Source organism: Gottschalkiaceae bacterium SANA, from assembly GCA_036323355.1.
Lineage (GTDB): Bacteria > Bacillota > Clostridia > Tissierellales > GPF-1 > GPF-1.
The window spans coordinates 2372392-2398351 of sequence record AP028876.1 but is presented as its reverse complement, the minus strand read 5'-3'; the positions used below and the strand labels follow the sequence as shown (position 1 = coordinate 2398351).

Sequence of the window (25960 nt, the reverse complement as noted above, 5' to 3'; positions counted from 1 at the left end):
GGAGGTGAAATACATGAAAAAATGGATTGGATTGGGAATTTCCTTATTGGTGATCGCATTCTTTTTGTTTGTCAATCAAGATAACAGTACTCCTTTGGAAACGGTTGAGATTCAAGAATACAAAGGAGAGCGTTTGGGTTCTATAGAAGATTTTCGAGAAAACTCCATCAAGGGTCCGCAGGTTGTTGATATTGAAACTTACCAATTACAGATTACGGGTCTTGTGGAAACCCCCTTGAGCTTGAGCTATGATGAGGTTCTTGAGAAACCACTCTACGAGAAGGTCGTTCAACTGAATTGTGTGGAAGGCTGGTCGGTTCGCCTCCTATGGGAAGGCGTATTGATGGAAGATCTGATTCAAGAAGCTAAGCCGATGGAAGAAGCGACCCATGTCATCTTTTATGCTGTAGACGGTTATGCTACTTCGATTCCCTTGGAAACAATTTTGGAAAGAAAGATGCTGTTGGCTTATAAAATGAATGATACAGTCTTACGACCGGACCGCGGATACCCATTTCAGTTGGTTGCGGAAGACAAGTTGGGCTACAAGTGGATTAAATGGGTAGAAAAGATTGAGCTGAGTGATCAAGCGGATTTTCGCGGGTATTGGGAAAAACGCGGTTATGACAATACGGCGGACATCGGAAAGCCTGAGGGCCCGTGGGAGGAGCCAGAAAAAGCAAAAGACTAGTCGCAAATGCGACTAGTCTCGATGTGCAATAATTTTTACGATTTCTTCCAAATCCATACCCTTGTTCAGGGTGTAGGTGCCAGATAGGAGATAGCGATCAAGTTTCATGCGAATGGCGGTCTGAATAAAATCTTGTTTGTTTTCAATCAGGCCTTGATCCTGAAGGATGGAAGCAATGGTATCGCCGCTGGATCCTGAAGGAATTGTGATCTTCACAGGTGTACCGGTACCCAAAGATTCTTTAGCGATGCTGGCGGCGTTTTTGCTCATGACATCGATAATTTCATCGATATCCATGGTTGGCGACAGCTCGTAGGTGCCGTAATTGAGACGGTCGGTGATGTTCAGTTCAATCAGTCGATCGATAAAGATGCTGGTGTCCTCGATAATACCGTGTTCCAAGAGCTGATCAGCAATATCGTAAGACGTTACACCCATGGGAATTTCTATATTGACTAAACCCATAGCATCGATAATTTCGGGTTCGTTGGGTTGATCAATAGCTTGCTCGGGTTCTTCCTCGATTTTTCCCGAATCTCTTGCTTCCTCCAATTGGGCAGACACGTCAATGCTTGCGAGCAATTGCTTTTCCATATTGATTTCAAAGAGGCTTGAAAACCGGAGATTGAGGACAAGAAACATGGTTCCGATAACCAGGATGATCAATACACCATCGAAATGATTGTAAAATATGTCTTTTAGTTTTTCCATTGCATACGCCCCTTTTGAATTTTTCATTTTAAGCATACCATAACGCGGAATTGGAAACAATGATTCATCTTTTCCAAATCAGCATGTTCCAGTACAATAAGAATGAGGTGAGAAGATGTCATATACAATTAGACTACAACATCATGAAAATGTTTCACAAATTAAACTCGATCGGACTATGACCATCGATCAGATTCTTGCGATTTGGGATCCGAGCAGGAGCAAGGCAATTGTGGGTGCGATTCTTAATAATCGTGTTGTACACTTGAATACACGTGTAGATGAGGATATGAGTTTGAAGTTATTGGATATTCGGACGCGTAATGGACAGTTGATCTATGAACGCACGCTTAGTTTTATTTTTACACGAGCTTGTTATCAATTGTTTCCAAAACATCCGGTGCGGATCGAACACTCGCTTAATAATGGTTTGTACGCAGAATTCGATCAGGAATTGGCTATTGACCAGGGACGGGTAGAACTGATTAAGGCAGAGATGGAAAGGCTAATTCGAGCAGATTTACCGATTCGAAGACTGCAAGTCGCCATGAATCAAATGAAAGAGATCTATGAAAAGCAATATCGCGAATTTCAATTGGAGCTGAATAAAGATTTAGAACTGCAGGAGGTTTCAATTTCGGAATTAGAGGGGTATTATGATAAATTCTATGGATATTTGGCGACGCGAACTGGTGTGGTCGATACCTTTGATCTAATTCTTCATCGCCCTGGAATGATTTTACTTTATCCGCGAGCGGAGTATGATTATCAGCTTCCTCCTTGCGTTCGCCATGAAAAGATTGCGGCGATTTTTCAAGAATCTGAACAGTGGGCAAAAATTCTGGAGATTTCAGATGTATTTAGCCTGAATCGACAGGTAGAGGGAAAGCGAATTGACGAAATTATTCGAATTTCGGAAGCCTTTCATGAGAAGAAGATAGCCATGATTGCCGATGATATTTGCAAACATCCAAAGAAAAGAGTGATTTTGATTGCAGGTCCATCGGCCTCTGGGAAGACGACCTTTTCCAAGCGGCTCTTTATTCAATTGCGGGTAAATGAGCGACGTCCTTTGACGATCTCTTTAGACAATTATTTTGTTGATCGAGAAAAGACCCCGAAGGACAGTGAAGGTAATTATAATTTTGAAGCCCTGGAAGCCATTGATGTTGCCTATTTCAATCAAGATTTGAAACGATTGTTGGCTGGGGAAGCCGTTACCTTGCCCATTTTTGATTTTGTTGAAGGCAGGCGCCATCCGGCGAAGGAAGCAACGATTCTGCAGGACGGTCAACCCGTTGTGATCGAAGGTATTCACGGCCTTAATGAAGCATTGACACCTGCAATCCTGGCTGAGAGCAAATATAAAATCTATGTTAGCGCTTTGACGCAATTGAATATCGATTCTCATAACCGCATCAAAACCACGGACAATCGTTTGATGCGGCGTATGGTGAGGGACGTTCAATTCCGGGGCGCTTCTGTGGAAAGAACCTTGGAGATGTGGACGTCTGTCCGTAAAGGGGAGCAGGCTTTTATCTTCCCGTTTCAAGAAGAAGCTGATGCGGTGTTTAATTCTGCCCTTGTTTATGAATTTCTTTTTTTGAAGACCCTGTTGGATCCGCAATTGGAGAAGATAGGACCTGATTCGGTGCACTACGCAGAGGCAAAACGCCTGAGAAAGATTCTTTATTATTTTCAGACTTACACCCGTGAAGCAGCCATTCCCAATACATCGATCCTAAAGGAATTTTTGGGAGGATCTTGTTTTGAGGTTTGATCGATTGCCCCAAGAAATCAGAACATTAATGGAAAATTTTGACCATGCTGGATATGAATTGGTTGTGGTTGGGGGAGCGATTCGAAGTTTTTTCATTGGCGAGAAGCCAACGGATTGGGATCTATCTACCAGTGCGACTCCGGAGGAAATGCTGGAACTAAGCGAGCGTTGGGGGATTCGAACCATTCCAACGGGGATCCGGCATGGAACATTGACCTGGATTGTCGATGGACTTCATCTGGAGATTACAACTTATCGCATTGAAGGAAGCTATGAGGGATATCGCAGGCCGCTGGAAATGACCTTTACAAAGGACTTGAGACAGGATTTAGCCCGTCGGGATTTTACCATGAACGCCATGGCTTATGATCTTCATAAGGGAATTATCGACCCCTTTGGGGGACGAGAAGATTTTCAAAGAAAAATATTACGTGCTGTGGGGGATCCGAAGATTCGATTGGCGGAAGATGCCCTTCGGAGCTTTCGTGCCATTCGATTTGCCACCCGTTATGGACTGGTTTTGGATCAAAGATTAGAAGAAGCTTTGGACTCGGAAGGCGAGAAAGTGCGGCATTTAAGTGGTGAGAGAATCAAACAGGAATTGGATCTGATTTTAGGATTGGAAGATTGGAAATCAGGTGTGTCAGGATTGTTGAAATTTCGGCTTCTGCGAGACTGGATACCCGTATGGTCCCATCTCTATGAAGAAAAAATGATCCATCAATCCCTTGAAATATCGGATCCATTAGCTCGTTTTGCAAGTTTGATGCTTGTATGTGATGCTGAACCGGAGGAAAGCGATTGGGCCTTGGTGAGGCTTCGTGCAAGTTGGAAAGAACGGAAAAGAATTCGGAGTCTATTGGTTCATGATCCTAGAGTCAAACGGCCGATAGAAACAGCCTACGAGGCGCGATGTTTGGTTCGCAGCCTAGGACTACCCCTTGTGGAAGCATGGCTTGAGCTTTATTCCATTTGGCAGGGAGAAACGGAAGAAGCTATTCTGATTAGACAAGTGGCGGGAGACGGCTCTGTTGTGGAGCTGAAGGATCTAGCCATAGGCGGGAATGAATTAATTAGTATGGGTGTTGAGCCTGGCAAAAAATTAGGCGAGTTGTTGATGAATTGCTTGGATTTTGTCTTGCAGTCACCAGAGTGTAATACTAAGGAAAAATTACAAGTGCAGATAAAAAAATGGATCGGCTAAGCCGATCTATTTTTATGTTAAAATATATAGGTATCTTTTCGAAGTCCAACACTTAAAACCAGTCCCAAACAAGCAAAGCAGGTGAGTAAAAAAGTACCTCCGTAGCTAATGAAGGGAAGAGGAATTCCTGTAACCGGCATAAGCCCCATGGTCATACCTACATTCTCTAATACGTGAAAAAACAGCATTGCTGAGATTCCGATGACAACCATGGATCCGTAGGTGTCTCTGGCTCCCTTTGCGATTAGAATAAGACGGAAAAAGAAGATGAAAAACAGGGCTAAGAGAGTGGCACCACCAACAAAACCAAAGGCTTCTCCAACAACGGAAAAGATGAAGTCAGTATGGTTAAAGGGAAGATATCCACCTTGAATAAATTTTGCATCGCTTACGCCCCGTCCTGAGAATTGACCTGAACCAATAGCGATTTTGGATTGATACACCTGATAGCCTGCACCGCTGATATCAAGAGAAGGATTCATAAAAACCAGAATCCTATTTTTTTGATATTGATCGAGCCTGGCCCAAAGAATGGGCATGGACAATACGGCAAGTCCAATAAAACTAAAAATATATTTTTTATTCAGTTTTGCGACGAAAAGCATGGATGCAGTGATGACGAAAAAGACGGAAGCAGTTCCTAAATCCCCTTGCTTGTATACCATTAGAATGGGCACAAGCGCCAAGAGTAAAAGCCGCAAGAGCACCAGGGGTTCATTTAGGGTTTCTTGTGCGCTTTCAATAAATTTGGCGTAGGCGAGGATAAAGACAATCTTGACGATTTCGGCAGGTTGAAAGGTTACACCCAGTATGGTTAACCAGCTTTTTGATCCGTTGCGGACATCACCGAATACCAAAACGAGCATAAGCAAGCCAAGGGCGCCAGCATAGAGAAATTTTGCGAACCGACCGAAGTTTCGATAGTCGAAAAGGGTTAAAAAAATTAAGGCGATCAGTCCGAGTCCGGCTGCGATGATCTGTGTTTTTAGATAAACCAGGCTTCGTGTGGAGAATAGATTAATTGTGTTTTGTCCCAATACAATTTGCACGGTGTCACCCGTTTCAGTGGTAATGGTTGCGGCGTTGATTGCAACGAGCCCGAAGAGTGTCAAGGCAAACACGGAAAAGAGTAAAAACCAATCTATATTTTTAAGATTTTTTTTCTGAATTTGAAACACGAGTCGTCCTTCCTTGTCTAAGTTGATTTTGTTATATAAGATATACTAATAATAGCATACCAGCCAGAGCGTGACCACTAAAGACACAACAAGCAAAGCGTAGACACACATGTGTGGGTAGGCTGAGCATTGTTGGGGATTGTGCGGGCGCATGAAATGCGAGCGCTCTGAGGGTGGTCACGGAGAGATCACATGCGCACCATACGCACGGGAGCATGGACGCGAGGCCATGCAGAGTGTGTAAGATAGACGATAAGTATGAGGGTGGTCACGGAGAGATCACATGCGCACCATACGCACGGGGGCATGGACGCGAGGCCATGCAGAGTGTGTAAGATAGACGATAAGTATGAGGTGGTCACGGAGAGATCACATGCGCACCATACGCACGGGGGCATGGACGCGAGGCCATGCAGAGTGTGTAAGATAGACGATAAGTATGAGGTGGTCACGGAGAGATCACATGCGCACCATACGCACGGGAGCATGGACGCGAGGCCATGCAGAGTGTGTAAGATAGACGATAAGTATGAGGTGGTCACGGAGAGATCACATGCGCACCATACGCACGGGGGCATGGACGCGAGGCCATGCAGAGTGTGCAAGATAGACGATAAGTATGAGGTGGTCACGGAGAGATCACATGCGCACCATACGCACGGGGGCATGGACGCGAGGCCATGCAGAGTGTGTAAGATAGACGATAAGTATGAGGTGGTCACGGAGAGATCACATGCGCACCATACGCACGGGGGCATGGACGCGAGGCCATGCAGAGTGTGTAAGATAGACGATAAGTATGAGGTGGTCACGGAGAGATCACATGCGTACCATACGCACGGGGGCATGGACGCGAGGCCATGCAGAGTGTGTAAGATGAATAGGAGAATATGACGAAAATAGTCAGCCAAGGAGAACTTCATGCATAAAAGTAGTAATCATAAAAAAAATAAATCGAATGGTGGCATATTTTTTATATTATTGGGAGTTTTCTTGATTTTTTTTCAATACTTCATTGTATATAATATCAATGGAAAAGATATCAATCAGTTTGTGAGTAAACAAATTAACATGGAGAAAGAGGATGTAGATATCCAAGTTGATGTTATTGATCAGCTTCGAACAAAATATGGTTTGGTTATTCTGTTTCAAACAAATCTAGATGAAAAGCCGATTGGATATGCAGTATTCAAAAAAGATGCAATTTTTGACCGGTATGGAAACGAGGATTTTGTCCTGTATGGTAATCGAATCACTCATAATGGAGATCGAGGTATACTCGTCGATTTGAATCACGGGTATGTGTTTCAATTTATTGATAACGAAATCATTGTGATCAGCGATCATGATTTAACGAGTGGACTGATTCGCTATGTTCTATTATGGGCAACGGCATTCCTTGCGATTGCTTATGGATTTGTCATTCGACAAGGATCACGGAGAAAAATTACGAAGTCAGATCAATCATAAAAACGATGTTTCAACCATCATATATGAGGAGAAATTAAATGGAAATAGGATGCCATTTATCAGTTGCAAAAGGATATGCAGCCATGCTAAACGTTGCAGAAGGGATTGGAGCCAACACTTTTCAATTTTTCACAAGAAATCCCAGAGGAGGGAGAGCAAAGGCGATCGATCCGCAGGATTTGAAGGAGTTTACAGACCAATTGAAAAAAGGAGAATGGGGAACCTTGATTGCTCATGCACCCTATACCTTAAATCTCTGTTCCAAAACAGAAGAAACTCGAGCGTTTGGTCGATCGATGTTTTTGGATGATTTAAACCGCTTGATGAATTTTCCTCCACTTTATTATAATTTTCATCCCGGCAGCCATACGGGTCAAGGGATGGAAGTAGGCATTCAACAGATTATTGAAGCCTTAAACAAAATGCCTCTGGCAGAGTTTCCAGGTTGGGTTCTTTTGGAAGCCATGTCGGGAAAGGGATCTGAAGTGGGAAGCCGATTCGAGGAATTGCAGGCTATTATTGACGGGGTTGTCGACAATGAACGATTGGGTGTCTTGATGGATACCTGTCACGTTTATAGCGCCGGCTATGACATTATGAATGATTTAGATGGGGTGTTGGATGAGTTTGACCGAACGGTCGGGCTTGATCGCTTGAAGGCCATTCATCTTAATGACAGTTTGACACCTTTTGACAGCCATAAGGATCGACACGCCAAGTTGGGTCAAGGAAGCATGAATGTGGAAGGATTAATTCGCTTTGTTTCTCATCCGGTTATTTCGTCTCTTCCGCTGATTCTGGAGACGCCCAATGAATTGCCTGGATATAAAAAGGAAATTGCGTGGGTGCGTCAGGAAGGGGAATAATTAGATGTTTTTCATTGGAATTTTTGGTATTCAGGATCGTAAGAAAAAAATTGCTGAGCCGAAAGGTGCCTGTAGTGGTTGTGGGCGTGAATCATTAGCCTTGATTCAAACGGAACGAATTTTTCATTTTTTCTTTTTACCGGTCTTTCACTGGAACCGCCAGTATTTTTTGGCATGTGAAAATTGTGAGGAATGGATTGAAATTTCTAGCGATCGCGCTGAACGCTTACTGGCTGGAGATTCTGTAGGTCCGTGGGATATGCCTGGCAGAACGAATGTAAATGACCGCTTTTGTTCGGATTGCGGCTATCGTGCGGGTCATGGTGACGTCTTTTGTGCCAAGTGTGGAGCTAAGTTGGAGGAAGAATAGATGAATGGGATAAATGGTTCTGAAATAACAAAAGGCCTTTCTATTGAGATTATCGGTGCCATGCCAGCAAGAGCCCTGGATCAAACGAGAGAATTCCTTATTGGCCGAAAGAAAGCGGGGCAAGAGATCGAGTTCGAAGAGACGGATGTAAATCGTCGCGTGGATCCGGGGGAAAGCTATGGGTCGGTGGCTACCATGTTGATCGTTGGTTTGCCAATACCTAAGCAAACATGGAAAAAAGCGGAAGATCCTATGCGAGGAAGCTTGTCCGTTTTTGCCGTAGGTGAGGATTATCACTTACTGATGCAGCGCCAAATCAAGATCTTGATGGAGAGGCTTGAAGAAACGGGCTTGCAAGGCAGCGTTCAGGTTGACACGGGCCCTTTGTTGGAACGGGCTTTTGCGAGAGAAGCAGGTGGCGGATTTCAGGGAAAGAATACAACAATCATTCATCCAAACTGGGGTTCTTTCTTCTTTTTGGGACTTATCCTTTTGGACAAGGACGTGGGTTTGGAAGGCACATTGGTGGAGGATGGATGTGGATCCTGCATGCGCTGTCAACAGGTCTGCCCTGTGAGTGCATTAGATGAGTCGTACCGGATGGATATCAGGCGTTGCCTGTCCTATTGGACCCAGGCGAAGGCATCTGTTCCGTTTTGGATTCGGGAGCGATGGGGAAATCGGATTTATGGCTGCGACTCTTGCCAAATCGTCTGTCCATGGAATCAGGATCAGATCACAGCGGAAAGGACTTCTTTGTGGGAAGCGGCGCATCCAGATCTTTTGGCTGTCCTTGCAATGAACAAGACAAAATTTCGGGAACAATTTCTTCAAACGGCGGCTGGCTGGCGGGGCAGAAATGTTTTGAGGCGCAATGCATTATTGGCCTTGGCACGACCTGTATGCAGTTCAGGATTTGATCAGGTAAGCCCCTATTTACAGGATCCTTCTGCCATGATTCGATCAACGGCTGCATGGACCCTTATCCGGATGGATGAAGCGAAAGGGCGAGACTTGATTTTAAAGCGAATGGAGGAGGAAAAAGAGACTTCTGTACGCGAAGAATGGACGGCTGTTCTGGCCTGGAAATCATCGGTAAACATGACGGATTGTTAATGCTTTTTTTGTTATTTGTCGAAAGGTTTTCCTGCGAAATATGCTATCATAAAAGGGAAGAAACTACGGAGGTGACGAGATGAGTAAGATTCATGAATTGGGATATTTGGCTGAAAAAGTGCAAGACTTGAAAGACACGGGGGTTTATCGAAAGCTGCCGGTTTTGGAATCGCCATGCGATGCAGAGATTGTTTTAAACGGCAAGAGTGTAATCAACTTATCATCGAACAATTATTTGGGATTTGCAAATCATCCGCGAATCAAGGAAGCTGCAAAGCAAGCAATTGATATTTATGGAGTCGGTGCGGGTGCAGTTAGAACCATTGTGGGGAATACGATCTTGCACGAAGAACTGGACCGGACCATTGCGACCTTTAAGCGAGAGGATGCGGCAATTGCATTTCAATCGGGTTTTGCTTGTAACGCCGGAGCGATCCAGGCGATTACAGAAAAAGGTGATTTGATTATTTCAGATTCCTTGAATCATGCCAGCATTATCGACGGGTGCCGTTTGTCTCGAGCGGATAAAACGGTGTTCAAGCATAGTGATATGGCAGATTTAGAGAAGGTTTTAAAAGAGCGACGAGAAAATTATCGCAATGTCTTGATCATAACAGATGGGGTATTTAGTATGGATGGTGATATTGCCAAATTACCAGAGATCGTTGCCTTGGCTGAAACATACAATTGCATGACTTATGTGGATGATGCTCATGGTTCTGGTGTACTTGGAGAAAGTGGACGGGGAACTGTCGATCATTTTAACCTTCATGGACGAGTTGATTTCAGCATTGGTACGCTTTCAAAAGCAATTGGTTCTGTCGGTGGATATGTCGCTTGTAATCAAACGGCTTATGATTGGTTGAACCATCGTGGTCGTCCAATTCTATTTTCCACATCGATTCCACCTGCATCAGTTGCGGCATCGATCGAAGCCCTTCATATGCTAATGGAGTCAACGGAATATACGGACCGATTATGGGATAATGCAAGGTATTTTAAAGAAAAACTAACCGCTTTGGGCTTTGATACGGGACAAAGTGAGACCCCGATTACACCGGTAATGGTTGGTGATGAAGCAATAACCATGGAATTCTCTCGTAAGCTTTTACAGAATGGGGTCTATGTATCCGGTATTGTTTTTCCAACAGTGCCCAAGGGAGCTGGAAGGCTTCGCTGTATGGTCACTGCAGGACATACCAAGGAGCAATTAAATCAAGCAATTGCGATTATAAAAAGCACGGCAATGGAAATTGGGATTCTATAGAATATTAGAAACGACGCTTATGCGTCGTTTTTTTCTTTTCATTTGCCGGTGATAGGGATAAAATAATAATGGAGGGAAAAATGAGAAAAAGATTGACGAAAAAAGAAAAGGAATCTGTACTTGAGATTCTTGAGACCCTGTATCCCAACCCCAAAACAGAATTGAATTGGAACAGCGAATATGAGCTCTTGGTGGCAGTCATGCTGAGTGCGCAAACCACGGATGTAGCGGTCAATAAGGTGACGGCAGAGCTATTTCCCATTGCCAATACACCTGAAATGATGGTTGGGCTTAGTACAGCTGAGATTGAATCGAAGCTGAGACGAATTGGTCTTTATCACAATAAGACGAAAAATTTGCTTGCCATGAGCCAGCTTTTAGTCGATCGGCATAACAGCCAGGTTCCAGCAACAAGAGAAGCCTTGGAAGCCCTTCCAGGGGTGGGTCGAAAGACCGCCAATGTTGTTTTAAGCAATGCATTTGAGATTCCCGCAATTGCCGTGGACACTCATGTGTTTCGAGTTTCTAATCGAATTGGACTTGCCCAGGCAACCAATGTACGGAAAACGGAAGAGGATTTAATGAAGGTGATCCCTAAAAAAGATTGGAAAGACGCCCACCATTGGATCATTTTACACGGTCGTCGCGTCTGTATGGCTCGCAATCCAAATTGTGAATCCTGTCCATTGGCTAAGGAAAAGCTTTGCCTGGCAAAACTGAATGATTTCAAGTAATTTTTCATTGATTCATAGTGCAGCTGTCCTATATAATAAATGCTAGAGGCTTGAAGGAGGCTGCGATGAAAAAGTTATTGGCTGTTGATTTAGATGGTACTCTATTGAATGAAGAACATGAAGTTTCTGAGGCCAACTTGACTGCAATTCGATCGTATCAAAATCGAGGTGGGCTTGTTGTGATTGCAACGGGACGAAATTTTCAAGCGGCATCGATTTATGCAAAAAAGATTTCTCCAAATCTTCCGATGATTTGCTTCAATGGTGCCTATGTATATGATCCGAAAATAAGTGGCTTTTCTTCTCGACGATTCTTGTCCCATGAGAAGATTGAACAGATAATTTCGATTGCCGAGACCAATGATGTCTTATATCGCTATTATGACCAAGACACAATCTATGCAACCGAGGGTATGCGAGAAGCACTTTCAAAATATGAAGGTGGTTTTGGTGTGAAACTGTGTTTTCTTACCGATGAGGCCTTAGGCCGTTATTATCGCGAGCAAGACTTAGAAGTGCCAAAATTGGTTTTTCACTCGCATAAACCGGAGCAGTTGAATGCAGTACGTGAAGCTCTTGAAGAGGCAGGGGGATTTGCCTTGGCTCAATCTTGGGAAGGCGTTCTAGAAGTAATGGCTGACCAAGTCAACAAAGGTTCAGCGCTTCAATTGGTCTGTGATGAATTGGAGATTTCGATGGAAGAGACGATTGCCGTTGGAGACCAGGAAAATGATATGACGATGATTCAACTCGCTGGATTGGGCATTGCCATGGGAAATGGGGCACCTGCATTGAAAAAATGTGCGGATGCTGTGACAGTTACCAATGGAGAATCAGCGATTGCACACGTGATTGAGACCTATTGTAAGGAGGAGTAATATGGCATTGCACATTGTACTGATTGAACCGGAAATTCCACATAATACGGGAGCAATTGCGCGGACTTGCGCAGCGACTGGAACGGTTTTGCATTTGGTGAAACCATTGGGATTTTCGATTTCAGATAAATACTTGAAACGAGCCGGACTCGATTATTGGGATCTGGTGGAAGTTGTTGTTCATGAGAACTTTGATGAGTTGCTGGATACGGTAGATCATAATCGATTCTTTTTTGCGACGACCAAGGGCGGTCACCGCCATTCTGACTTTTCATATGTCGATGAATGCTATTTGGTTTTTGGAAAAGAGACCAAAGGGATTGACAAGGATTTGCTGAATCGTTTTGAAGAACATAATGTTCGAATCCCCATGAGGAATATCGAAAAAGCACGTTCTTTGAATTTAGCAAATTCCGTTAATATCGTTTTGTATGAAGCACTTCGCCAGCTGGATTATCCAGGCTTGCGATAAATTCGTTGCGAACGCGGAGACGTGTTTGAAATAAAAAAATGAGGTGGATTAACAATTATGTTTAGCATACTTGCAGGAGTCTTAGGTGGCCTGGGTCTATTTTTGTTCGGAATGAACATGATGGGCAACGGTTTGCAGAAGGCAGCAGGCAATCGCCTGAAGCAAATGATTGGCGCATTAACAACCAATAAATATATTGGCGTTGTTGTCGGTGCGGTTGTAACCATGCTAATTCAGAGTTCTTCTGCGACTACCGTTATGGTTGTCGGATTTGTAAACGCTGGATTAATGAGTCTCTATCAAGCCATTGGGGTAATTATGGGTGCCAATATTGGTACAACGATTACCGCACAATTGGTAGCCTTTAAACTAACGGATATTGCACCCTTTGTTATTGCCATAGGGGTTGCCATGCAATTGGCATCTAAGAAACGACAAAATCAAGAAATTGCTGAAGTTCTAATTGGATTTGGTATTTTATTCTTAGGAATGGCAACCATGTCGAGTGTTTTAAAGCCTTTATCATCAACGCCGGCATTTACGCAGATGATTACAAGCTTGTCCAATCCATTTATGGGAATTTTAGTTGGTTTCGTGATTACTGCCATTGTGCAGTCTTCATCGGCTACAACAGGTATCTTGCTTGCCGTTGCTTCTACGGGAGTTTTGGGATTGGATGCGGCTTTTCCGATCTTGTTCGGTCAGAATATTGGAACCACGGTAACTGCAATGATTTCATCGGTAGGTGCAAGTCGAACGGCTAGGCGCGCTGCTTTGATGCATTTATTGTTTAATATTATTGGAACGATTCTCTTTATGGTTCTCTTGTATGTCTTGCCGATTACCGAGTGGATCACGAGTTTGTCGGTTGGAGATGTTCAACGACAGATTGCCAATGCCCATACGCTATTTAATGTTGCTAACACTTTGTTGTTGTTGCCATTTTCTGTTTTGTTTGTTAAGGCAGCGGAACGACTTATACCCATTCGAGATGATGAATATCAATTCAAAACGGTCAAATACTTGGATCGACGTATCATTGAAGAAACACCAGAGATTGCGCTTGGCCTAGCAGGAAAAGAAGTTTTGCGCATGGGAAAAATTGTCCGTGACAATTTAGGTCTTTCTGTAGAAGCGGTACAAGAAGCGAATGCGGAGAAGATTAGTTTGGTTTTGGAAAATGAAAAGACCATCAATAATTTAAATCATGATATAACGACTTATTTAATTGATCTTTCTAGGCAATCGGTATCGGACCAGTCACAGATACGAATTCAAGCTTTGATGAATGCGATTACCGATATCGAGCGGGTTGGCGATCATGCAGAGAATATTGCTGAATTGGCACAATATCGCATCGACTATGAGGTTAACTTCTCTGAATCTGCGCAAAAGGAATTGAAACATATCTATGATATGGTCTTCATGACTTATCGTACGTCTTTAGATGCGATTAAGACCGTCGATCGATCCTTGATGGAACAGGTTGAGATTGTAGAGGCACAGGTCGATCAATTAGAAAAAGAGTACCGCAAGGCGCATATTAGTCGCTTAAATAAAGGCACTTGTGAACCGCGGGCGGGTATTATTTTCTTAGAAATCATCAGCAACTTGGAGCGAGTTTCTGATCATGCCATGAATATCGCATCACTAGTTGACGACAATGAACACACAGTTGCATAAATAAAAAAGGGAAAGGCATAAAGAATATTTTATGCCTTTTTGTATAAGGAGGAATTGTAGATGTATGATGTAATTATTATTGGTGCCGGTCCTGCGGGATTGACAGCGGGACTCTATGCAGCAAGAGCCAATATGAAGACTCTTATTCTAGAAAAAGAAGGGGTTGGTGGCTTAATTTCTCAAACGGCGGATGTTGCCAATATGCCAGGATCTATTCCTGATGCCACGGGTCCAGCTTTAGTTGCGAGGATGGAAGAACAAGCGAAAAGCTTTGGCGCTGAAATTCGAATTGAAAGCGTTAAAGGATTACGCGTAGAAGATGGCATTAAGGTGATCGAGGGTGATAAGGAAACCTACCAGGCTAAAACAGTGATATTGGCGGTAGGTGCGCAGCCTCGGAAGTTGAACGCTCCTGGTGAGGCAGAGTTTACGGGAAAAGGCGTGGGCTACTGTGCGACTTGTGACGGTGCTTTTTTCTCTGGATTGGACATCTATACAGTTGGCGGTGGTGACACGGCTTGTGAGGAGTCAATTTTTTTGACTAAGTTCGCGAAAAAAGTGACGATGATTGTTAGGCGTGGTGAGTTACGGGCAGCGAAATCGATTCAAGATAAAATCTTTGCCAATGATAAGATTGATATTATGTGGAATTCAGCGATTACAAAATTTGAAGGGCAAGGTCTTTTGGGTGCGATCGAAGTGACCGATACAAAAACAGGCCAAGTAACAAGGGTGAGTCCGGATGAAGGCGATATGACATTTGGTGTTTTCATTTTTGCGGGGTATCTTCCCGACACGAAACCATTTGAGGGCAAGATTAACATGGAACGCGGCTATATTCCAACCGATGAATTGATGAAAACCAATGTGCCGGGGGTATTTGCTGCAGGCGATTGTCGTGTAAAAACGCTTCGTCAAGTTGTTACTGCAACCAACGATGGAGCGATTGCGGCGGTGGAAGCGGAAAAATTCATAGAAGAAAATTACTAAATTTAACAAACACAAGATTTATTTCTTGTGTTTGTTTTTTGATTTTTATGGAACCGGTTCCGGGAAAAGGCTTTCATTTCCCAACCTTTTATTGAGAAAATCGGTTGTTTGTCAAATTTTCTGAAATTTTGCACGGTTTATTTAAAGGAATTGCTTTTGCAAATACTACCAACCTGTTGTATAATTTATTTGTTCGTATTTCGTATAGAATAAGAGGAGGTAGTCTTGTGAAAAAGTACATTAGTTTATTATTGGTATTGATGTTAGCACTTTCCTTTGGGCTAACAGGTTGTGCGGGTTCTGATGAGCCAGCGGCAGCGACAGAAACAGACGTTACAAAAGTAGTATTGTTGATTAACGGTAACTTGGGTGACCGTTCATTCTTCGATTCTGCAGAAGTTGGTTTCAACCGATTGGTTGAAGATTACGCAGGTAAAGTTGAAGTTAAGATCATTGAGATGGGCTTTGACAACTCTAAATGGGAACCAGGCTTGATTGATGCTTCAGAAGCTGGTTATGATGTAATTGTCGTTGGTACATGGCAAATGCAAGAATTGTTGGAAGATATTGCACCGCAATACCCAGACAACAACTACATTATCTTTGATACTGTAGCTAACCCAGAGATTCCAAACATCTACTCAATGCTTTACAAGCAAAACGAATGTGCATACCTTGCAGGCGCTGTAGCAGCATCAGCAGCAGGGGATGAGCCAATCGGTTTCTTGGGTGGCATGGATATCCTAGTTATCAATGATTTCTTGGTAGGATACATTGAAGGCGCGCAATCAGTAAAATCTGACGTTCAAGTTAAGATTTCTTACATTGGCGATTTCAATGACTCTGCAAAAGGTAAAGAGATGGCATTGGCTCAATATCAGTCAGGCGTAGCTATTGGATTTAACGTAGCTGGTCAAGCTGGTTTGGGACAAATCGATGCGGCTGCAGAAGTTAACAAGCTTGCAATCGGCGTTGACTCTGATCAAGAAGCATTGTTCCGCGATATGGGTGAAGACGCGAAAGCCGATTTGATTGCAACTTCAGCATTGAAAGAAGTTGGAAACTCATTGTATCGTGCAATTGAAATGCATATGGACGGCACACTTCCTTATGGCGAATCTGAAGCATTGGGACTAGCTGAAGGCGCTGTTGGTTACGTGAAGAGCCAATGGGTTATCGACAATGGCTATGGCGATATGCTTGATGAATTAGCAACAAAAATCGCTGCAGGCGAGGTTGTTGTATCATCTGCAAATGGTTTGACAACTGAAGAGTTGACAGCCTTGAGAGACGCAGTAAAATAGTCAAAAAAGACTTAGCAGGGGGTGCATCTATTTGGGTAACAAATAGATGTGCCTCTTTTTATTCGTAGAGGGATGGGACCGTGGTCCCACAATAAAGATTGTGTTGGGAAATCGCTTTTCGTTGAAATGAAAAAGCGTTATAATTAGGTTTAGCTAAGTTGGCAAATCAAGAAAGTGGAGGTAGTGATAGGTTATGGGCAAAGAAGTTTTAGCCATGAAAGGTATCACGAAGGTTTACCCGAACGGGATTGTAGCGAATAAAGATATTAGTTTCTCCATTGATGAGGGAGAAATTCATGCTTTGGTCGGCGAGAATGGCGCCGGGAAGTCTACATTGATGAAAATCCTATTCGGTTTGGAAAAAGCACAGGAGGGGAAGGTTTACTTGCGTGAGCAGGAAGTTACTTTCTCGAATCCGCAGCATGCTATTGAGCATGGGGTTGGGATGGTGCATCAGCATTTTATGTTGGTACCGTCATTGACTGTTGCTGAAAATCTTGTACTTGGTGTTGAGCCTAAGAAGGGTCTGAAATTTGACACGAAGAAGGCTGAGCAGCAAACGGCAGATCTTGCAAAGCAGTATAGCTTTGAAGTGGATCCAACGGCAAAGGTTTCTGATATTTCTGTTGGAACCAAGCAAAAAGTGGAGATCTTAAAAGCGTTATTTCGCGGGGCGAAAATATTAATCCTCGACGAACCGACAGCTGTATTGACACCACAAGAAACCAAAGAACTCTTTAAGCAGTTGAAGTTCTTAAAAGAGAAGGGACATACGATTATCTTTATCTCTCACAAATTAAATGAGGTAAAAGAGTTGTGTGACCGTTTGACAGTTATGCGTCGCGGTACAACCATTGGAACCTATCAAGTTTCCGATGTATCGGAAGAGGATATCTCTCGACTGATGGTAGGGCGTGATGTCATTTTGAAAGTTGACAAGAAACCAGTTGCTCCAGGAAAGAACATTCTGAATGTAAAAAATGTCACTTATGTGAATGAGTTTGGTAAAAATTCTTTGAAAAACGTTTCTTTCAACTTGCGTGAAGGAGAAATTTTGGGAATCGCTGGTGTTGAAGGAAATGGTCAACGAGAGATTGTTGATTTAGTGACCGGTCTTCAAAAAATTCAACATGGCGATGTAGAAATCAAGGGTGAATCTATCAAGGGGAAATCCATTCGCGATATTCGTGATATGGGCACTTCTCATGTTCCGGAAGATCGCATGGTATACGGCGTTGCGGAGACAGAAAGTGTAAAAGCCAATGTGATGTCATATAAATATACGGATTCGACTTACACCAAAAAGGTGATGCAGAAATCAAAAGAAATTGATGAACTGGCAGATCGTTTGGTTGTGGATTATCTAATAAAATGTAATAACGCTGATCAACCAGTTAAAATGCTTTCTGGTGGTAATATTCAAAAGGTCGTTGTTGCTCGTGAATTCTTTGTGGAACCAGATTTCATTATCTGTGATCAACCCACACGTGGAATTGATGTCGGCGCCATTGAATTTATTCGAAAAGAATTGGTTGCGCTACGAGAAAAAGGGACTGCCGTTCTTTTGAACTCAGCCGATTTGAACGAAGTATTGGAATTGAGTGATCGATTGATCGTTATGCATGAAGGGGAAATTGCGGCCTTCTTTACTGACGCATCAAAAATCACAGAAGAGGAACTTGGCTTGTATATGTTGGGACTAAAAAAACAATCAGCTGAGGAGATAGGGAGGGCCATTCAATGATCAAAAAACTCGATCGACTTCGCAAATTTGAACTGCTCCGCACTTTGGCTGCCGTTGGATTGGCGTTGGCCATTGCATTCATATTGATTTTAACAACCAGCGAGCAACCAATTGAAGCGATTCGCGCTTTTGCGTTGGGTCCAATATCAAAATTCCGATATTTTGGAAATGTTATCGAATTGATGATTCCATTGCTCTTTACTGGTCTTGCGGTAAGTGTTATGTTCAGTGCCAATCAATTTAACCTGATTTCTGAGGGTGCATTTTTTGTTGGTGCTTTGGGTTCTTCATGGATTGCAACAAACTTTTTACTTCCTGCAGGGGTTCATCCTGTTGTAGGAATTCTAGTTGCTGGTTTAATTGGTGCTGTTGTGGCTACGATTCCAGCAATCTTGAAATTGAAATGGAATGCCGACGTATTGGTCTCATCATTGATGTTGAACTATATTTTAATGTTCCTGGGTTTCTATTTCTTGAACTATCACTTGCGTGATCCGCAAGCGGGTGACATGGCTTCTTTTAAATTCCCAGATTCAGCGAAACTGATGAGAATTTTACCGGGAACCCGTGTTCATATCGGTTTGATTCTGGCGATATTAGCCGTAGTCTTGGTTTATCTGTTTATGTTCAAAACCCGATGGGGTTATGAAATTCGCATGGTTGGTAAGAATGAAAACTTTGCTAGATATTCAGGAATGAATGTATTCCGCGTGATTATCGTTTCACAAATGGTCGGTGGTTTCTTGGCTGGCTTGGGTGGCGGTATTGAAATGCTGGGTATGTATACTCGATTTAAGTATAAAACATTGCCTGGTTTTGGTTGGGATGGTGTCATTGTTGCAATCCTAGCGAAAAACAACCCGGCCTTGGTTCCTGTTGGTGCTTTCTTCTTGGCTTATTTAAGAATTGGTGCAGACATTATGTCTAGATCAACGGATGTATCGAGCCAATTGGTTGGAATTATTCAAGGTGTTGTCATTATTTTGGTTGCGGCAGAGCACTTTATGTCGAAACGAAAGAACCGTATTATTTATGAAGAATCCATGGCGGATTTAAGTGCGGCAAAGGAGGCTAAATAAGATGAGTAGTATTATTGATATTATCGGGACCTCCGAGTTTTGGTATTCCGTGATTCGGGTAACAACCCCAATCCTTTTTGCTGCCTTGGGTGCTTTGATTTCTGACAGCGCAGGTGTAATTAACATTGCTTTGGAAGGTTCCATGCTTTGGTCCGCTTTTGCGGGTGTTGTTTTTAGTGCGTGGTTCGACAGCGCTTGGATCGGTCTTTTGGCTGCCATTATTATTGGCGCCTTAGTCGGACTCATGTTAGCCTATTTTGCTTTGAACCTAAAAACCGATATTATCTTGTCGGCGATTGCTTTAAATCTGATGGCTGCCGGGGGGACCGTCTTCCTCTTGTTTGTTGTTTCGAACGACCGGGGAATTTCCTCATCGCTCGACAGCCGTGTCTTGCCAAAATTATTTACAGGCCTAGCGGATAAAGTACCTTTTATTGGACCTGTGATATTTGGGCATAATGTGTTGACCTATGTTGCTTTTATACTTGTATTTGCTACATGGTTCTTTATGTTTAAAACACCGATGGGACTTCGTTTGCGTGCGGTTGGTGAGAACTTCCACGCCGCTGAGTCTGTTGGAATCAGTGTTAAGAAAATTCAATATCAAGCCTTGGTTCTTTCTGGAATTATGGCTGGTTTGGGTGGTGCTTTCATGTCCATGGGATACGTTTCTTGGTTCTCTCAAAACATGACAGCAGGCCGTGGATTTATCGCCTTGGCTGCGAAAGCCATGGGTGGTGTATCTCCAATAGGCACGATGATTGCTTCTCTATTCTTCGGTTTTGCTTCTGCATTGGCAAACTACGAGGCTGAAATTTCGGTTCCGGCTGAGTTTGTAAAGATGATTCCATATATCTTTACAATTGTTGGTTTGGTGGTTTATGCATCGAAAAAACAATCAGATGTGAAACGTGCACGTCAGAAGCAAGCTGAGGCTGCTACTGCGTCAAAGGGAGGCAAATAATGAATAAAATTCCGGTCATAATGGATTGTGATCCGGGACATGATGATGCGATTGCGTTGATTATGGCTTTTGCATCCGAGCGATTGGATGTACGTGCAGTAACAACATCAGCAGGAAATCAGACACCGGAAAAGACCCTAAAGAACGCATTGAATATTCTCGATTATATTGGAGTTGATGTTCCAGTCGCACAGGGCGCAAAGCGCCCTTTGCTTCGGGAACTAGAAGTAGCGCCCGAGGTACATGGGGAAAGCGGGCTGGAAGGTCCTGTTATTCCCGATGCAACTTTAAAGCCACTTGAAATGCCTGCCATCGATTTGATGCGCAAGGTGATTATGGAATCGGATGAAAAGATCACCCTGATTCCAACGGGTCCTTTAACGAATATCGCCATGCTTTTTCTTGCCTATCCCGAAGTAAAAGAAAAGATTCAACAGATCTCTTTGATGGGTGGTGCAGCATACGGCGGAAATTGGACACCGGCTGCGGAATTTAATATTCTAGTCGATCCAGAAGCAGCGAAGATTGTGTATGATTCTGGTTTGCCAATTATCATGGCTGGATTGGATGTCACACACAAAGCGATGATCATGAAAGAAGAAGTGGAAATCATTCGCGATCTAAACTCAAAAGTTGGCATTTTTGTTGCTGAGCTTTTGGATTTCTTTGTGAAATTCCATGACGAAGTATGGAAACTCCCAGGATGTCCGCTACATGACCCCTGTGCAGTTGCGTATTTGATTGCTCCCGAGATCTTCGAGTCGAAGCAATATGCGGTTGATATCGAAACGAAGGGTGAGTTTACAACAGGAATGACAGTGGTTGACTTCAATCATCAGACAGGCAAAGAAGAAAATGTAAAAGTTCTTCTCGGTGTGGATCGTCAAAAATTTGTTGATCTCATTGTGAACTTGGTTTCAAAATACTAGATAGAAGGAGATTGATGATGACAACAGCTCACAATCAAGCAAAGATGGGTGATATCGCGGAAACAATTTTGCTTCCCGGTGATCCTCTTCGTGCAAAATATATAGCAGATACTTTCCTTGAGGATGTTGTACAGTTTAACTCTGTACGTAACATGCTAGGTTTTACAGGAACCTACAAAGGCAAGCGGGTTTCTGTTATGGGAACGGGAATGGGTATTCCTTCAATTTCCATCTACACAGAAGAGCTATGTAAATTCTATGGCGTAAAAAATATGATTCGCATCGGTACTTGCGGCGCTATGCAAGAAGAAGTGAAGCTTCGCGATGTGGTTATCGCCATGAGTGCTTCAACGGACTCTGCAGTCAATTTGAATCGCTTCAATGGTCAGTCTTTTGCTCCAACGGCTAGCTTTGAGCTTTTGAACAAGGCTTACACAGTCGCTCTGGAACAAGGAGTTAAGCCGGTTGTTGGCAATATTTTGACAAGCGACGTTTTCTACGGGGATGAGGATGCCCTTGTTACATGGGAAAAATGGGCCAAGTTTGGTGTCATTTGTGCTGAGATGGAAACTGCAGCGCTTTATACGATCGCTGCGAAATATGGCGTGAATGCATTGACGCTTTTAACTGTTTCTGATCACATTGTGACGCACGAGCAGACAACACCGGAAGAACGGCAAAAAACTTTCAACGATATGATGAAAATCGCGTTGGAATTGGCATAGAGATAAAAGGAAAAAGGGAATCCCCTTTTTCCTTTATTTATATACTTAAGGGGGATATGATGAATAGAATACCAGTAGTTTTAGACTGCGATACTGGCACTGATGATGCCATGGCTATTTTGACAGGGCTTGCGTGTCCAGCTTTGGATATTCGAGCGATTACAACAGTAGCTGGAAATGTGGAATTGAAATACACCTCGGTAAATACCTTAAATCTGGTGGCTTATTTGGGATACGATGTTCCAGTCGCTGTTGGAAAATCAGAACCCATGATTCGACCCCTACATACAGCTAAGGAAGTTCATGGAGAAAATGGCATGGGAGACGTGGTATTGCCAACGAGCAATCGCGCATTTGATTCGGAATCTGCCATTGATGTCATCTACCGTGAAGCAAAAATAGCAGGTGGGGACTTACACCTTGTTGCAGTTGGTCCTTTAACCAATATTGCTCATCTCTTTATGACTTATCCGGATGTAAAGTCTTTGATTAAGCACCTGACAATTATGGGCGGTGCCATTGATGGCGGTAATATGACGCCGTGCACGGAGTTTAATATCCATGTTGATCCTGAAGCTGCAAAGCTTGTTTCGGAATCTGGCGTACCACAAACTTGGGTGACTTTGGACGCAACCTTATCTGCGACCATTGAAGATCAAATGTTGGAAGAATTACGTGCGGTTGATACAAAAAAAGCAGGGATATCGGTTGAAATTTTAGATTATATGGTAACTCGTAATCGAAGATTTGGTATTGAAGGTGCTGTTATGCATGATGGATTAGCCTTGGCTTCCGTAGCGGTGCCAGAGCTTTTAAAGGGTGATGAGTTCTATTTGACTGTTGAGACCAAAGGTCAATATACGTCAGGAAAAACAGTGGTCGATGTTGCCCGAGTGACAGGAAAACCCAACAATGCATTTGTCACAACGGGAATGAATGTGGAAAAATTCCGTGCCTGGATGAAGGAGATGATCCTCAATGAAGCTTGATCGCCTTTTGACCCATTGCAATTTGATTGATGAGACAGGAATGGTCAGTTACGATCAATCCTTGGGAATCAAGGATGGGAAACTGGTACGAATGAATGGCGAGGAATCGGTGGAGGCCTGTGAAACATTAAACCTTGAAGGGGCATACGTCTCTCCAAGTTTTGTTAATATGCATGCCCATGGTGCCATGAATATCTTTAAGGGAATTGCAGAAGATGTCGCCATTCAACGATGGTTTGATGAAATTCTCTGGCCCTATGAGAGCAAGATGGAAGCCTTTGATGCCAAAACAGGATCTTTATTGGCCATGGCGGAAATGCTAGATCATGGAATTACCTGTTTCGCTGAGCATTATTTCTTTGAGAATGAGATTCTTGAAGCAGCAGAGGAAACGGGGATCAGACTTGAAATGGCGCCAACACTCTTTGGATCAGATCCCAATTTTGACGCACGGTTGAAAGCGACAACACAGTTGGCCAAAAAACGTTCAACCGATCGTATTCACTTTGCCTATGGCCCCCATTCGCCCTATACGGTGTCTAAGGAACAATTGGAGTCAGTGGTGGAAGAGGCTGAAAAAAACGGACTGTCGATTCATCTACACGTTTCAGAGACGAAAGAACAGGTGGAACAATCATTGGGTGCGCACGGGTGTACGCCATTTGCCTATTTGGCAAATATTGGGTTCTTTTCTCAACGTGTCCTTGTGGGACACGGGCTTTGGATTGAAGAGGGCGATGTAGATGTGATTGGCAGCAAGACTTACTTTGCCGCATGTCCAAAAACCTACGGGAAGTTGGCCATGGGGACCGGTGGGCTTTGGAATTTGTCCGAACGGTTGAATCTATCCTTTGGCACCGACGGTGCAGCTAGTTCTGCTACCCTTGATGTTGTTGAACAAGCTCGTCTATTTGGATTGTTTGGCAAGCAATTGAGAGGAAATGCTGAAAATTTTACCTTGCAATGGTTATGGCAACACTTGATGAAGGGGCATGAATACTTTGGCTTTTCAACGGGTTCTTTGGCTGATGGCTATGAAGCTGATTTGATTATCTGGGATTTGGATCAACCACATACATTACCGGTGTATGATCCTTTAGCAGCAATCCTTTATTCTTCTGACACAAGAAATATTCAACACGTGTTGATTCATGGGGAATTCGTCAAAGAAGACGGCCTTCTCTGTACGATTCCAAAAGATCTTAACAAAAGTGTAAGAAAATCGGTAGAGGGAATTTTGGAGCGAGGTACGGGAAGTGCAAAAGTACACTTTGCCAAGTGAGAAAAGCGTGAGGAATCACGCTTTCTTTGATATACTAAGGGCAAGTGGGGGAGTCAGATGAAGCTGGAATTTGGATTAAAGCTAGAACAAAAACAAAAATTAGTGATGACACAGCAATTGCGTCAGGCCATTGAGCTACTCCAATTCAATCAATTGCAATTGGTTGATTTCATTAATCAAGAGATGGACACAAATCCTCTTTTGGAGATGAAAGAAGTAGAACAGGAAACTGGCGAATTGGATGTTGAGGACTGGAAAGAATACTTGCGAAGCAATGATCAGGCGGATTATGTGAATTTTGGCAGCGAGCAACGCGGAGAAGACGCTTCTCCCTTCGAATCTCGTCATGCTGCAATCGTCACCCTGAAAGAATTGTTGCGCAAGCAATTGTATTGTTCAAAATTGAAAGATGAGCAGGTGCGAATCGGCGAGGCGATTATTGAGCGGATTGATGCCCAGGGATATTTCAAGTCGGAAATGGCCGATCTGGCCTATCAAATCCGTGCTTACGAAGAAGAAGTAGAAATTATGCTGTATATTATCCAATCCTTTGATCCGATTGGCGTTGGGGCGAGGGATTTGTCAGAATGTATTGAGCTTCAATTGCGGGAACGAGGCATTCAACAAACATTGGTGTATGAAATTGTTAAAGATGAGTTGGCCTTGATTGCGGAACGCAGGTATGAAATTCTCGCCAAAAAATTTAACGTGCAAGAGGATGAGATTGAAGCCATTGCAGAATTGATTCAATCCTGTAATCCAAAACCTGGATCGGTTTATCCGTCGGAAGACGAATTGGTCCGCTATATTCGACCTGACGTCTATGTAACCCTAGGTGATGAAGGCTACGAGATTCGAGCCAATGAATCTTTGATGCCGCGGCTTTATGTCAGTCCGAAGATTCAGGCCTTGTTGAAAAGCGGGGAAGAAGCTGAATTTGTTAAGGCCTATTTGGATCGCGCTCTTTGGGTTGTGAAGATGATTGAGCAAAGGCGACAAACTGTGATTCGAATAGCCGGCGCCATTGTCGACGTGCAAGCATCATTCTTTGTTGAAGGAGACAAAGGCTTGCGTCCATTGACCATGAAACAGGTGGCGGAAGAAGCTGATGTGCATGAGTCTACCGTTAGCCGAGTGGTCAATGGAAAATATATGCAAACCCCAGTTGGTTTGTATGAAATGAAGTACTTCTTTACAACAAATCTTGGCGGTGGAGAAGACGGTGTCAGTTCCAAAAGTGTGCAAGCGTTGATTCGAGAGATGACAGAAGAAGAGGATAAAAAGAAACCCCTGAGCGATCAAAAGATTGCCGAAGAGTTGGCAAAACGTGAGATCAAGGTATCCCGCAGAACGGTTGCCAAATACCGAGAGGAAATGGGAATTCTTTCTTCAGCAAAAAGAAAGCGTCGCGGATAAAAAAACTTATAATTTTACTTGTTTTTTTTGGAAATATTGATTATAATAACCCTTGGATGGGTTATTTTTTTTGGTATAAGTGGGACACGAATAGATCCTACGGGACAAAAAATGTCCA

24 protein-coding genes are annotated in these 25960 nt (G+C 43.3%); 22 read left to right on the top strand and 2 right to left on the bottom strand.

All coding sequences use genetic code 11. The features are described 5' to 3' along the window. Nucleotides 1-13 precede the first annotated feature (13 nt). Nucleotides 14-691 carry a molybdopterin-dependent oxidoreductase gene (locus tag AC25CA_RS11435; RefSeq protein ID WP_486813954.1) on the top strand — a complete coding sequence of 226 codons (678 nt, stop codon included), beginning with the start codon at nt 14-16 and terminating at the stop codon, nt 689-691. A 12-nt stretch (nt 692-703) separates the two neighbouring features. On the opposite strand, the gene AC25CA_RS11430 is transcribed toward AC25CA_RS11435, so the two are convergent. Then, nucleotides 704-1402: a hypothetical protein gene (locus tag AC25CA_RS11430; RefSeq protein ID WP_486813953.1), complete on the bottom strand. Its 699-nt coding sequence runs from the start codon at nt 1400-1402 to the stop codon at nt 704-706. 115 nt (nt 1403-1517) lie between these two features. Between AC25CA_RS11430 and AC25CA_RS11425 the strand changes: the two genes are divergently transcribed. Together AC25CA_RS11425 and AC25CA_RS11420 are read left to right on the top strand one after the other, a co-directional pair. After that, nucleotides 1518-3182 carry a uridine kinase family protein gene (locus tag AC25CA_RS11425; RefSeq protein ID WP_486813952.1) on the top strand — a complete coding sequence of 555 codons (1665 nt, stop codon included), beginning with the start codon at nt 1518-1520 and terminating at the stop codon, nt 3180-3182. Continuing rightward, nucleotides 3172-4386: a CCA tRNA nucleotidyltransferase gene (locus AC25CA_RS11420; protein ID WP_486813951.1), complete on the top strand. Its 1215-nt coding sequence runs from the start codon at nt 3172-3174 to the stop codon at nt 4384-4386. Before AC25CA_RS11425 ends, AC25CA_RS11420 begins: the two co-directional genes overlap by 11 nt. Nucleotides 4387-4403: 17 nt before the next feature. Here AC25CA_RS11420 and rodA read toward each other — a convergent pair whose 3' ends face one another. After that, the gene (gene rodA / locus AC25CA_RS11415) at nt 4404-5564 is read right to left on the bottom strand and encodes a rod shape-determining protein RodA (RefSeq protein ID WP_486813950.1); all 1161 of its coding nucleotides are present in this window, start codon (nt 5562-5564) and stop codon (nt 4404-4406) included. 921 nt (nt 5565-6485) lie between these two features. Here rodA and AC25CA_RS11410 point away from each other — a divergent pair. The 19 genes from AC25CA_RS11410 (at nt 6486) to rpoN (ending at nt 25842) form a co-directional block, all read left to right on the top strand. After that, a complete protein-coding gene (locus AC25CA_RS11410; protein WP_486813949.1) occupies nt 6486-7034 on the top strand; it encodes a hypothetical protein in 549 nt (182 codons plus the stop codon). Between the two features lie 38 nt (nt 7035-7072). Further along, nucleotides 7073-7900 (top strand): deoxyribonuclease IV, encoded by an 828-nt coding sequence (locus tag AC25CA_RS11405; protein ID WP_486813948.1) that lies wholly within the window; start codon nt 7073-7075, stop codon nt 7898-7900. A 4-nt stretch (nt 7901-7904) separates the two neighbouring features. Beyond that, nucleotides 7905-8270 carry a zinc ribbon domain-containing protein gene (locus AC25CA_RS11400; protein ID WP_486813947.1) on the top strand — a complete coding sequence of 122 codons (366 nt, stop codon included), beginning with the start codon at nt 7905-7907 and terminating at the stop codon, nt 8268-8270. Next, complete coding sequence (gene queG, locus AC25CA_RS11395; RefSeq protein WP_486813946.1) at nt 8271-9386, top strand: tRNA epoxyqueuosine(34) reductase QueG; 1116 nt, start codon at nt 8271-8273, stop codon at nt 9384-9386. Between the two features lie 79 nt (nt 9387-9465). Then, on the top strand, nt 9466-10653 hold the full coding sequence (locus AC25CA_RS11390; RefSeq protein WP_486813945.1) for a glycine C-acetyltransferase: 1188 nt from the start codon (nt 9466-9468) through the stop codon (nt 10651-10653). An 80-nt stretch (nt 10654-10733) separates the two neighbouring features. After that, nucleotides 10734-11387, top strand: coding sequence for an endonuclease III (gene nth, locus AC25CA_RS11385; protein ID WP_486813944.1), 654 nt, complete (start codon nt 10734-10736; stop codon nt 11385-11387). Nucleotides 11388-11452: 65 nt separating this feature from the next. Continuing rightward, nucleotides 11453-12265: a Cof-type HAD-IIB family hydrolase gene (locus AC25CA_RS11380; protein WP_486813943.1), complete on the top strand. Its 813-nt coding sequence runs from the start codon at nt 11453-11455 to the stop codon at nt 12263-12265. A 1-nt stretch (nt 12266) separates the two neighbouring features. Beyond that, nucleotides 12267-12737, top strand: a complete 471-nt coding sequence (gene trmL / locus AC25CA_RS11375; protein ID WP_486813942.1) for a tRNA (uridine(34)/cytosine(34)/5-carboxymethylaminomethyluridine(34)-2'-O)-methyltransferase TrmL — start codon at nt 12267-12269, stop codon at nt 12735-12737. Nucleotides 12738-12794: 57 nt separating this feature from the next. Next, the gene (locus tag AC25CA_RS11370) at nt 12795-14420 is read left to right on the top strand and encodes a Na/Pi cotransporter family protein (protein ID WP_486813941.1); all 1626 of its coding nucleotides are present in this window, start codon (nt 12795-12797) and stop codon (nt 14418-14420) included. 60 nt (nt 14421-14480) lie between these two features. After that, nucleotides 14481-15410, top strand: coding sequence for an NAD(P)/FAD-dependent oxidoreductase (locus AC25CA_RS11365; protein WP_486813940.1), 930 nt, complete (start codon nt 14481-14483; stop codon nt 15408-15410). A 227-nt stretch (nt 15411-15637) separates the two neighbouring features. Next, a complete protein-coding gene (locus tag AC25CA_RS11360) occupies nt 15638-16714 on the top strand; it encodes a BMP family ABC transporter substrate-binding protein (RefSeq protein ID WP_486813939.1) in 1077 nt (358 codons plus the stop codon). Nucleotides 16715-16907: 193 nt separating this feature from the next. Next, complete coding sequence (locus AC25CA_RS11355; protein ID WP_486813938.1) at nt 16908-18458, top strand: ABC transporter ATP-binding protein; 1551 nt, start codon at nt 16908-16910, stop codon at nt 18456-18458. Next, the gene (locus AC25CA_RS11350) at nt 18455-19537 is read left to right on the top strand and encodes an ABC transporter permease (RefSeq protein ID WP_486813937.1); all 1083 of its coding nucleotides are present in this window, start codon (nt 18455-18457) and stop codon (nt 19535-19537) included. Before AC25CA_RS11355 ends, AC25CA_RS11350 begins: the two co-directional genes overlap by 4 nt. 1 nt (nt 19538) lies before the next feature. Continuing rightward, nucleotides 19539-20501, top strand: coding sequence for an ABC transporter permease (locus AC25CA_RS11345; RefSeq protein ID WP_486813936.1), 963 nt, complete (start codon nt 19539-19541; stop codon nt 20499-20501). Beyond that, a complete protein-coding gene (gene rihA / locus AC25CA_RS11340) occupies nt 20501-21430 on the top strand; it encodes a pyrimidine-specific ribonucleoside hydrolase RihA (protein WP_486813935.1) in 930 nt (309 codons plus the stop codon). The genes AC25CA_RS11345 and rihA overlap by 1 nt, the downstream gene beginning before the upstream one ends. A gap of 17 nt (nt 21431-21447) precedes the next feature. After that, a complete protein-coding gene (deoD, locus tag AC25CA_RS11335) occupies nt 21448-22155 on the top strand; it encodes a purine-nucleoside phosphorylase (protein WP_486816603.1) in 708 nt (235 codons plus the stop codon). Nucleotides 22156-22211: 56 nt separating this feature from the next. Further along, a complete protein-coding gene (locus tag AC25CA_RS11330; protein WP_486813934.1) occupies nt 22212-23144 on the top strand; it encodes a nucleoside hydrolase in 933 nt (310 codons plus the stop codon). Beyond that, the gene (locus AC25CA_RS11325) at nt 23134-24426 is read left to right on the top strand and encodes an amidohydrolase family protein (RefSeq protein WP_486813933.1); all 1293 of its coding nucleotides are present in this window, start codon (nt 23134-23136) and stop codon (nt 24424-24426) included. Before AC25CA_RS11330 ends, AC25CA_RS11325 begins: the two co-directional genes overlap by 11 nt. Nucleotides 24427-24483: 57 nt before the next feature. Next, nucleotides 24484-25842 (top strand): RNA polymerase factor sigma-54, encoded by a 1359-nt coding sequence (rpoN, locus tag AC25CA_RS11320; RefSeq protein WP_486813932.1) that lies wholly within the window; start codon nt 24484-24486, stop codon nt 25840-25842. The last annotated feature ends 118 nt before the right edge of the window (nt 25843-25960 follow it).